The organism is Streptomyces sp. NPDC111802, from assembly GCF_055634335.1.
This window is the reverse complement of sequence record NZ_JBVKCZ010000013.1, coordinates 18,382-28,575: the sequence shown is the minus strand read 5'-3', so window position 1 is coordinate 28,575 and position 10,194 is coordinate 18,382. Positions and strand designations below refer to the sequence as shown.

Below are 10,194 nucleotides of genomic sequence, written 5' to 3'. Positions count from 1 at the left end.
CGCGAGGGCCCGTGCCGCGAGGCGGTGGGACGCCTCACCGCCGACCGTGTGCCGCTCCTACCGGACCAGCCCCAGCTCCGGGTCCTCGCGCAGCTTCCCGAGCGCTCTCGACACCGCCGACTTCACCGTGCCCACGGAAACCCCGAGCACCTCGGCCGTCTGGACCTCGCTGAGGTCCTCGTAGTACCGCAGCACCACCATCGCCCGCTGCCGGGCCGGCAGTCGCATGATCGCGCGCCACATCGCATCGTGCAGCGCCTGCTGCTCCGCCGGGTCGTGGTCATGGCCCGGCATGGGCTCCGGCTCCGGCAGCTCGTCGCAGGCGAACTCGTCGACCTTGCGCTTGCGCCACTGCGACGTCCGCGTGTTCAGCAGCGCCCTGCGTACATAGCCGTCGAGCGCGCGATGGTCCTCGATGCGCTCCCAGGCCACGTATGTCTTGGTGAGAGCGGTCTGCAGCAGGTCCTCCGCATCGCTCGGGTTCGCGGTGAGCGAGCGGGCGGTACGCAGCAGCACCGGCTGGCGGGCCCGCACGTACGACGTGAAGGAGGGATACGTCGCGTTCGGAAGGGAAAGCCCCGCTGATGTAGCGGCCTCGGCAGCGCTGGTGCAGACGGGTGTGGTCATGGATCCACGCTATGAGCGGCCCCTACTTCCGCGGATCGGCCGCAGGTGCCGAAGCAACGTCCGCCTCAGGTTGTAGGGGTGGGGCTGACTCCACCTCCTGAAGGTGGACGAGCGAGGGACCCGTACTGCGGGATTACCCCTGGGGGTCACCCGTCGGCAGCAAGCACCAGCCCCGACGTCGGCACCCCCGTCCCGGCCGTCACCAGCACCCTTGCGGCCCCGGGTATCTGGTTCACGGACGCCCCCCGCACCTGCCTCACTCCCTCCGCTATTCCGTTCATCCCGTGCAGATACGCCTCCCCGAGCTGCCCCCCGTGTGTGTTGAGCGGCAGCCGCTCCCCGGCCACGAAGTCCGCGGCCTCCCCCCTTCCACAGAACCCGAACTCCTCCAGCTGCATCAGCACGAACGGAGTGAAATGGTCGTAGAGGATCCCCACGTCGATCTCCCCCGGCCCGAGCCCCGCAGTCCGCCACAGCTGCCGCGCCACCACGGCCATCTCCGGCAGGCCGGAGAGGTCGTCCCGGTAGAAGCTCGTCATCTGCTCCTGCCCCCGGCCGGCGCCCTGGGCCGCCGCCGCTATGACCGCCGGCGGATGGGGCAGGTCGCGGGCCCGCTCGACGGACGTGACGACCAGCGCCTGTCCGCCGTCCGTCTCCTGGCAGCAGTCCAGCAGTCGCAGCGGCTCGACGATCCAGCGCGAGGCCGCGTGGTCGGCGAGGGTGATGGGTCTGCCGTGGAAGTAGGCGGCCGGGTTGGTCGCCGCGTGCTTGCGGTCCAGCACCGCGACATGCCCGAACGCCTCCGGCGTCAGCCCGTAGGTGTGCAGATAGCGCTGAGCCGCCATCGCCACCCAGGAGGCCGGGGTGAGCAGTCCGAACGGCAGGGACCACCCCAGCGCCACGCCCTCCGCCGACGGCTCCCGGTGCTGCACGCCCGAGCCGAATCTCCGGCCCGACCGCTCGTTGAACGCCCGGTAGCAGACCACCACCTCCGCGACCCCCGTCGCCACCGCGAGCGCCGCCTGCTGGACGGTCGCGCAGGCCGCGCCGCCGCCGTAGTGGACACGGGAGAAGAAGGACAGATCGCCCATCCCGCACGCCTGCGCCACGGTGATCTCCGGGTTGGTGTCCATCGTGAACGTCACCATCCCGTCCACGTCCCCCGGCGTCAGCCCCGCGTCGTCCAGCGCGGCCCGCACCGCCTCCACGGCCAGCCGAAGCTCGCTGCGCCCGGAGTCCTTGGAGAACTCGGTGGCCCCGACACCGACGATCGCCGCCCGACCGCCGAGGGAGTCCCGCTCGCGCACGCTCATACCGCGCCCTCCGCGAACACGCCGACCGCCGCTCCCGCCGGCACGGTGACCGTCACGGTGCCGGTCACGTGCTTGCCGATGCCGTTGGCTCCGACGACCCGTACCGTCGCCGTGTCGCCGTCGACCTCCTCGACCCTGCCGGTCAACACCATGGTGTCTCCCGGGTAATTGGGCGCCCCGAGTCGTATCGCCACCCTGCGCAGTACGGCTGTCGGTCCGAAGTGGTCGGTGATGTAGCGGCCGACCAGGCCGTTCGTCGTGAGTATGTTCATGAAGATGTCGGGGGAGCCCTTCCGGCGTGCCAACTCCGCGTCGTGGTGCACGTCCTGGTAGTCGCGTGAGGCGATGGCGCCGGCGACGATCAGGGTGCGGGTGATCGGGATCTCCAGTGGGGGCAGTTCGTCACCGGCGTTCATAGGTCCCCTCCTGAGCAGTCCCTTCTTGAGCAGTCCCTTCTTGAGCGGTGCCTTGAGCCTTGAGCACGCCACACCGGCAGCACCAACTCCCCGTCGGACTCCTGGAATTCGAGCCGCACCGGCAGCCCGATCCGCACCTTGTCGTACGGCACCCCCAGGACGTTGCCGATCATTCGCACGCCCTCGGACAGTTCGATCAGGCCGACCGCGTACGGCGGATCGAAGGCCGGGAACGGGGGGTGGTGCATCACGACGTACGAATGGACCGTGCCCTCACCGGTCGCCTCGATCGTGTCCCAGTCCAGTCCGCCGCATGCGTTGCAGCCGGGCAGCCAGGGGTGGCGCAGGGTGCCGCAAGCGGTGCAGCGCTGGATGAGCAGGGTGTGCCGCTGGACGGCCTCCCAGAAGCGGGCGTTGTCGCGGTTGATGACTGGGCGAGGGCGGGCGGGCCGCGGCGGCCGGTCCTGTTCGGAGAGCCTGTGCCGCCGGTCCGGCTGGGACTCTTGCCCTTGGCCGTCCGGTTGGGCCGCCCGGCGGAGGGGCGCGTACTTGAGGATGCGGAAGCGGTGGGTGCCCGCGAGGTCGGGGCCGACGCGGATGTCCATGCGGGTCGTGACGAAGTACCCGGTGCCCAGCTTCGTCGACTTCCGCTCCGACACCGACTCGATCACCGAGTCGAAGGTGATCTCGTCCCCGGGCCGCAGGGGCCGTAGATACTCCTGTTCGCAGTCCGTGGCGACCACCGAGCTGTAGCCCGCCTCGTCGAGCATGCCGAGCAGCTCGTCGTACGCGTGTGCGCGTCCCGTATGGCCGGAGAGGCCGCCCATCGTCCACACCTGGAGCATGGTGGGCGGCGCGACGGCGTCCGGTCCCGTATACGCCTCGTTGGTGTCGTCCATCGCCTCGCACCAGTGCCGGATCATGGGCGCGTTGACGGGGTCCTTGCCCGCGCGTGCCACCGCGGCGGGCTGCCCCTCGTAGAGCTTCAGCCGCGTCTCGAACTCCTCGTCCGCTGCCACCTCGTGGCTCACCCCCGGCCCGTAGCTCACCGTCGCTCCTGCCCCAGGAAGGTTTCTGACTGTCCGTCAGATACGGCACACTGTCAAGGCCATCGGGAACCGCCGGACGGCGACACGAAAACGCCTGCGCGGCGGTACCGAAGTACCGCCGCGCAGACGCGTTACACCCCACAGCACACCCACAGTTCCGAGGGGGCCGATGCCTGAGCACAGGGGCACCGACCCCCTCAGCTCACCACCAGAGCGGAGTGAAGTTGACGGCCGTGTTGTCGTTGCCCTGGTTGACCGAGGTGAAGGCGGAACCGTTGACCTGGGCGGTGTTGCTCTGGTTCGAGGCACCGGAGCCGGTCGCCTGCTGCTGGGTCGTGGACGAGTTGCCCCAGTTGTCGCCGCCGACCCCGCTGCCGACGAGGCCCTGAGCGGCGTTGGTGACAGCCGCGCTGGATCCGTCGTCCGCGATGGCGCCGTTGTCCGCCGTCGCGACGCCGGAGAAGAGGGCGACCGCGAGTGGAAGGGCGGAGACGGCCGCGATGACGCGGGCGGTACGGATGCTTGCCATGTTTGTTCCTCCAGAACAGGTGCGCCCAGGCTCCCCGCCGGACGCATAGGTGGTGCATGAAGTACTGCTTTCCCCAAGGCAGTTGGCCAGCCGCCCCGGAGTCGTTCACGACGTCGCGAGATCAGAGTTGCCCACCGAATCCCCGGCGAACCACCCCGGAAGCCCTGATTCGCCCTCAAGCGTGATGACAAGTCGATAAACCCCTTTCGCCACTTCCAACTCCCAGACAGGGGCAGTACGGACAGCTCCACCTCAAGCGGCACAAGAGGGGAAAGGTTCCGGCGCACTTCCGGCCAATCTCCGACGACCGGCGAGTCGTCGGCGGGGCAGGGCGATTCCCTCTTTCCTTTTTCGAACACTCGTACGAACATAGAAGCATGGCCACCACCGACCGGCAGGCCACGACGCTGGCCCTCGCACACGCCCTGTCAGCCGCCGAACGCGGACTGGCCGTCATCCCCCTGTCCCGGACGAAGCTCCCGGCCCTGCGCTCCCCCCACCGCGACGACCCCGACCCGGCGCCCTGCCACGGCGAGTGCGGCCGCTTCGGACACGGCGTCTACGACGCCTCAACCGACCCCGCCCGCATCCGCGAACTCTTCGCCGCCGCCCCCTGGGCGACGGGCTACGGCATCGCGTGCGGACTGCCGCCGCACCACCTGATCGGCATCGACCTCGACACCAAATCCGGTACGGACTCCTCGGCCGCCCTGCGCGAACTGGCACTGCGCCACCTGTTCACGATTCCGCCCACAGTGGTCGTGCTGACGCCGAGCGGCGGCCGCCATCTCTGGCTGACCGGCCCGTCCGACGTCGTCGTCCCCAACTCGGCGGGCCGTCTCGCGCCCGGCATAGACATCCGGGGCGCCGGCGGCTACCTCGTCGGCCCCGGCTCCCGCACCGATCACGGCGTCTACAGCACCGCCCCCGGTACCTCCCACATCGCCCCCGGGCCCTGTCCGCGCGCCCTCCTGCGCCTTCTGCTCCCCCCACCACGCACCCACCACCCCGCGCCCCCGTCGACCGGCGGCCACGGCCAGGGACTCGTCCAGTTCGTGCTGGCCGCGCACGAGGGCCAGCGCAACACCCGCCTGTTCTGGGCCGCCTGCCGCGCCTACGAGGACGGCATCGGCCCCGCACTCGTCGACCCCCTGGTCGAGGCGGCCCTCAACACCGGCCTGACCGAACGAGAGGCCCGCACGACGATCGCGTCGGCTGCGCGGATGACGGGGCATCGGCCCTGAGGAAGCCCTGAGCCCTGAGAGAGGTCACAGACAGACCTGGCGACCTGCCCCTCTGACAGATACATCCGACAAATACATCCGACAGATACGTCTGACAGATACGTCTGGCAGATACAGGCGACCGACCCTGACCGAGTCAGGCGACCGACCGGCCCGGAAATTCACGGGAGCTCGATGCACCACCGCCCTAGAGTGCCGACCATGTCGCTGGCTCGCATCGTCCTCACGTCCGGCCGTACGCTCGAGCTCTCCGAGCTGCGGTTCTCCTCGACGTACGGCGGGATGCTGGAGGGCTACCCCTGCAAGCTGGTCAATGACATGAAGATCAGGAGCCTCGTCCGCGCCGCGGAGGGAGACCATCCCTCCACGCCGGTGCACCTCGTGCCGCCGCCGCGCGAGTATCCCGACCAGTACGCGGGCGCGTTCGGTCCGGTCGAGGTGCTGCCACGCGTGGCCTGCGTGGGCGCCTTCCGCTCCACGGCCCTCGACCCCGACCACGACCCGGTTCTGCACCGCTCCGCCCTCACGATCATCTGGTTCCAGCCCACCACGCGCGTCCCGGCCGATTGCGACGCGGAGGACGCGCTGCGGGAGGTCGACTGGGAGGGGCTGGCCCGGGACTACGAGCTGTAGCGCACCGACCTGGACGCCACGACGCCGTTCCCCTGGCCGGACGTCGAACGTCGCGTCGCGGAGACCGGGCAGTTGCGGTTGCTGCGGGCTGCCCGGCTGCCCGAACAGTGACGGGCCCGCGCCGGCCACGCGGAAGGGGCGCCCCTGAGTGAGAGGCGCCCCCTTCAGGCGTGTGCGGTGGGTGTGGGATTTGAACCCACGGTGACATCGCTGCCACGACGGTTTTCAAGAGCGTCAAGCATGCAGCACTAACGTGCTGGTCAGGGGCCATATCAGCTCCCGCAAGAGGGGACCTGGCCCACACATGGCCCATGGGTCCGGAGTTTGGCCCCGTGCCGTCATCCCTTGCGGGGGTCACCTCTGCTCAGGCGACGCCACGCAACGGAACCCGGTGTCGTCCTCATACACCGTGTCGTTGGCGTCTTTGGGAACAGGGGGCGCGCCCGAAAGGGGCTCGTGAAGCGCGATCCACCTACGCCGACGACTATGCGCTCGCCAGCGGCTCTCCACGGGAGTAAAATCAAAATGGCAAGCACTTACATCTTCCATCTTCCTGCAAATCAACTTCCTTCTGAGATCACCGCCCTCCTTTTTGTTCAATGGGTTGGAGCCATTTCCGCCGATCATCTTGGCCTTACGTCCACGGGCTCAGGTGGATCGAGCGACGGCGGCCAGACGTACACATTCGGTGACGTGACGAGTAGCCACTTCATATTGGAAACGACGAAAACCTGGGATAGGTGGACGCTGACCACTACCAGCCTGCTGGACGAGGGAGTGGTCGTTCCTGTCATCGAAGAGGCGTTGACTAAGGCGGCTGCCCAAGATTTCGGACCCGATGTCGTTTACGAGGTCGGCATGAAGACTGCGACAATCGGGATCGACTCGGGGCTATTCTTCCAACTCATGCGGGTGCTGGGGGACCAAGTAAGAATCGTCGGAAAGCGACGCCTATGCGACCGTGTGTTGTTGGAGTTTACTGAGGCTCCTCCAGACGTGCCAGGTACCCAAATGCTCTTTGCGCCCGAGACCAGCATTCGGGCGCTCATCTTCAGTCCTGGACCATCAGCCGGAGATCTATCGCGCCGTACTGCGGCTGGAATAGCCGAGACAGTAGCGTCCATCTGCACACTGGCCTTGGGCAGAGTGGTTAACCTTCCGCCTGCCGCAACAACCTTCCCGGCCACAGAGGAGGTAGCCGAGGAAGCGAAGTCAAGCCAACGCGACCCAAGCATCCTCACATTGGCTCGCAACAGAATTTCACTTGACATCTTTGGTGACCTCGCAGCGCTGGGCGGCACAGGAGCCACGATACGAGCCCAAAGAGCTCTGCTTTCGTATCACAGTGCACTGACCCAAAGCAGCGCCGATGTTGCCACTATGCTCTTCATCTCAGCAATTGAAGCATTGATCGCCCCCCACCAGGAATGGGGTAAGGAGAAGGTGACCAAGCGATTCATCAAAGGGGTTCAACAACTCTGCCCAGACACGGTCAATGAGCTTATGGCGCACCCTAACGTAGAGGTCGCGTTTGGGTTGAAGCTGAAAGGTAGCCCGTCCAAGCGTCGCTACGCCTTGCTGGATCAGCTCTACACCATGCGCTCCGTACCTACGCACACGGGTATTGGACTTTCAAGCAGTGGTGCTCTCACTGCCGCCAGTGATCCCGGAAGTATGCGGTTCGCGCTGCTGTCCGATCTCACGCGCGCAGCCATTCTCGGGTACTTGAAGGGGCCATTTTCCTCCGTCGTGGGGTATCCACAAATCTACCCGCCAGCCACGGCCTAGCCTCGTCCGCTCTGTCAACTCCCCTGCCCTGAGCGCCTTGCCGCCAGAATTTCCGCCTGATTCCGCGCAATGGTTTCTCGTACGAAACTGTCACGGTTTCGAACGATGCTCTTCGCCTGTTTTGACAACGTGGCGCGCTTGCGAACTTTCCATCTCGGCGTCAGCGCGTATTGCAACGGTATGTCGAAAAATCCATTTGCCAACTTCAGTCCCGCCTTTGCGCTATCTCGCGCATACTTCTCGGTTGCCGTGCCCTCGCCCATCGTCTCCCGCGCATAATCCACCACGACGACCGAAGCGGCGACCATGCCGCGCGTCACCCCCAGACCTATGGACAGGAGATCTCTAACGGGCTTACTAGCCCAGTCACCCACTAAAAGGTGCTGGTTGCTATATTTGGCCAGATCTTCATCCAATTCCCGCAGCAGCGAGTTCACGTCCCACACTGTCCCGAGTCTATGCGGGGCCGTTCGATACTTAGCTTCCAAGTAGGCCAGCTGAGCAATCTGCTCGTCCCTGTCGCGAGCCAACCGCAAAAGGCGCTCTTTACGCCGTTCGGTCCAGGGCTTTGCCGTTAACTCGACGACGATGGATACTGCTGCGGCGACGCCAGCGCTGGCCGATAGGGTGCTCCAGGATATAGACAAATAACCCACCCCCTATCGATTCCGAATCCCTTGGTGGCGAGAGATCCCATAGAACCAACCTTCCTGATATCGCCCCAATGGTCAAACGCCTGCCCGATAGATCGCGTCACTTGCGGGAGCGCATTTGCTCTGGTGTCGCCACGCAACGGAACCCAGTGTCGTCGTCGTGCATAGTGTCGTTGGCGTCATTGGGAATGGCTGGCACTCCCCGGAACAGAGGGCTCGTGAAGGCGCTGCCACGGAGTTCGTACCGCCCCGACATGGTCGGCGTCGCGAGCCATTCCCACACATTGCCCACCATGTCGTAGACCCCGTAGGGCGAAACGCCGCTGTGGTACCGAGAGACGGACGTCGTACGCTCCACGCCAGTCTCCCGAACGTTGCACTTGGCGGCGGTCTTCTGATCCCCCCATGGGAAAGTACGCCCGGAGGTACCACGCGCCGCCTTCTCCCACTGCTCGGCCGTGGGTAGCGACTTCCCCGCCCACTCCGCGTATGCCTGCGCATCTCGCCAAGTCACGTGCACGACAGGGTGGTCGTACAGGTCGCGGGGACATCGGCCGTTCTCCCAGTGCTCAGGCACGGCGTGCCCAGTGGCCGCACAGAACCGCGCGTAATCGGCGTTGGTCGTCGGAAACGTGTCTATGTGGAATTCGTCCACCCACACGGGTTCATCGTTTTCCCCGGACAGGAAGATTCCTTCCGGGACGTGCGCCATGAGTTTTCCGTCGCCGGGATGCTTCACGTATTCGCCGCTGCTCGTCTGGTCGCCGTCAGGCTCGATGATGGCGTGGGCAGGGACGTCATCCACCGCCAAGATGCCGACGAAGCGTCCTTGGGCGTCCTGGTCGGCTTTGGCAAGCAAGGTATCCAAGGCGGCCTGGTTCACCATACGGAGGGACGCTTGTTCACCGTCGGCCTCCCACCGAGAAACGATGCGATCGGATACCCCGAGCTTCTCGGCAAACTCCATAAGGCTCATGCGCACGGCTTCGCGCAGGGCCTTGACTTCACGTCCGGTCCATTTCGTAACGAGTGGCATGGGCTACCTCTGTCGTGAGTCGCCGCCCCTGGTGAGGGACGGCGGCACGCATCTACAGGCGCTCGCCGGGGATACCGACGTAGGCGTCACGCAGCGCTGCAAGCACGGGGTGGTCATGCGGGAACTGCACGTCATCGAGCGCGCTGACTGAGCGCACGCCGATCGTCACGTTCGTTGCGAATGCGGCCGCCATGTTCGGGACGTCAGCGAGCCGCACCGGGGTGGTGATCTGCTTCGGAGCAACGAGGCCCTGGAGCAGCAGCATCGTCGTGCCAGGAAGTACAGGAGCCTCAGGCCAGATGACTGTCCCGTCCCGATCCACGAAGCCCAGGTTCCACGTACCCCCCTCGGAGACCCGACCGTCCGGCTCGACGAACACAGCGTCGTCGAACCCGGCGAGCTGGGCGTCACGGCGAATCCGGAGCTGGGGGTAAAGGCCAATGTGCTTCACCTGCGCGTTGTCGCGGGTGAAGCTGAATGTCTTGGCGGTTAGGGGCGGCGGCGGCATGGCGCCCCCGGGCCGCAGGTTGACAAGAATGTGTGGGTCTTTGGCGCTGCTAGGGCGCCCCATGTCGATCGCGGGATCGAAGACCGTGACGCGGAGGCCGGCGACCCCGGTGACCCCGGCGGCTGCCTTCCGGATGTAGTTCAGTGTCCGCTCTCGGTCCAACTCGACACCGAACACGATGCGGCAATCGCGCACCAGGCGGTCCAAGTGGAGCGACAGGCCCCGGACAGTGCCGTCCTCCATCCGCATCGACGTGAAGTGCCCGTAGTTCGTGAGGGCGAGGCTCTGGAGGTCGTCTAGGGTGACGGGTTTTCCGTTGAGTTCGGCCATGCGACCAGTCTTGCAGCCGCTCAGGCTGCGCCAACACCCCATCTAGAGCCAAAAGTTCGGATTAGTTC

General features: G+C 66.2%; 11 protein-coding genes. 3 read left to right on the top strand and 8 right to left on the bottom strand.

The features are described 5' to 3' along the window. Positions 1–57: 57 nt before the first annotated feature. The 5 genes from ACZ7NC_RS16280 to ACZ7NC_RS16260 all read right to left on the bottom strand — a co-directional run bounded on the left by ACZ7NC_RS16280 (position 58) and on the right by ACZ7NC_RS16260 (position 3,934). Positions 58–627, bottom strand: coding sequence for a SigE family RNA polymerase sigma factor (locus ACZ7NC_RS16280; protein ID WP_471488746.1), 570 nt, complete (start codon positions 625–627; stop codon positions 58–60). A 146-nt stretch (positions 628–773) separates the two neighbouring features. Then, positions 774–1,940 (bottom strand): lipid-transfer protein, encoded by a 1,167-nt coding sequence (locus ACZ7NC_RS16275; protein ID WP_471488744.1) that lies wholly within the window; start codon positions 1,938–1,940, stop codon positions 774–776. Then, positions 1,937–2,356 (bottom strand): MaoC family dehydratase, encoded by a 420-nt coding sequence (locus ACZ7NC_RS16270; protein WP_471488742.1) that lies wholly within the window; start codon positions 2,354–2,356, stop codon positions 1,937–1,939. The genes ACZ7NC_RS16275 and ACZ7NC_RS16270 overlap by 4 nt, the downstream gene beginning before the upstream one ends. Continuing rightward, on the bottom strand, positions 2,353–3,405 hold the full coding sequence (locus tag ACZ7NC_RS16265) for a bifunctional MaoC family dehydratase N-terminal/OB-fold nucleic acid binding domain-containing protein (protein WP_471488740.1): 1,053 nt from the start codon (positions 3,403–3,405) through the stop codon (positions 2,353–2,355). Before ACZ7NC_RS16265 ends, ACZ7NC_RS16270 begins: the two co-directional genes overlap by 4 nt. 202 nt (positions 3,406–3,607) lie before the next feature. Beyond that, positions 3,608–3,934 carry a hypothetical protein gene (locus ACZ7NC_RS16260; protein ID WP_471488738.1) on the bottom strand — a complete coding sequence of 109 codons (327 nt, stop codon included), beginning with the start codon at positions 3,932–3,934 and terminating at the stop codon, positions 3,608–3,610. A gap of 377 nt (positions 3,935–4,311) precedes the next feature. On the opposite strand from ACZ7NC_RS16260, the gene ACZ7NC_RS16255 reads away from it, so the two are divergent. From ACZ7NC_RS16255 to ACZ7NC_RS16245, 3 genes are all read left to right on the top strand, one after another. Beyond that, the gene (locus ACZ7NC_RS16255) at positions 4,312–5,178 is read left to right on the top strand and encodes a bifunctional DNA primase/polymerase (RefSeq protein WP_471488736.1); all 867 of its coding nucleotides are present in this window, start codon (positions 4,312–4,314) and stop codon (positions 5,176–5,178) included. Between the two features lie 201 nt (positions 5,179–5,379). Next, positions 5,380–5,811, top strand: coding sequence for a hypothetical protein (locus ACZ7NC_RS16250; protein WP_471488734.1), 432 nt, complete (start codon positions 5,380–5,382; stop codon positions 5,809–5,811). A gap of 525 nt (positions 5,812–6,336) precedes the next feature. Further along, positions 6,337–7,599, top strand: a complete 1,263-nt coding sequence (locus ACZ7NC_RS16245) for a hypothetical protein (protein ID WP_471488732.1) — start codon at positions 6,337–6,339, stop codon at positions 7,597–7,599. 14 nt (positions 7,600–7,613) lie between these two features. On the opposite strand, the gene ACZ7NC_RS16240 is transcribed toward ACZ7NC_RS16245, so the two are convergent. From ACZ7NC_RS16240 to ACZ7NC_RS16230, 3 genes are all read right to left on the bottom strand, one after another. After that, positions 7,614–8,036, bottom strand: coding sequence for a hypothetical protein (locus ACZ7NC_RS16240; RefSeq protein WP_471488730.1), 423 nt, complete (start codon positions 8,034–8,036; stop codon positions 7,614–7,616). Between the two features lie 316 nt (positions 8,037–8,352). Beyond that, positions 8,353–9,288: an SUMF1/EgtB/PvdO family nonheme iron enzyme gene (locus ACZ7NC_RS16235; RefSeq protein WP_471488728.1), complete on the bottom strand. Its 936-nt coding sequence runs from the start codon at positions 9,286–9,288 to the stop codon at positions 8,353–8,355. A 52-nt stretch (positions 9,289–9,340) separates the two neighbouring features. Beyond that, a complete protein-coding gene (locus ACZ7NC_RS16230) occupies positions 9,341–10,126 on the bottom strand; it encodes an aminotransferase class IV family protein (RefSeq protein WP_471488726.1) in 786 nt (261 codons plus the stop codon). Positions 10,127–10,194: the final 68 nt, after the last annotated feature.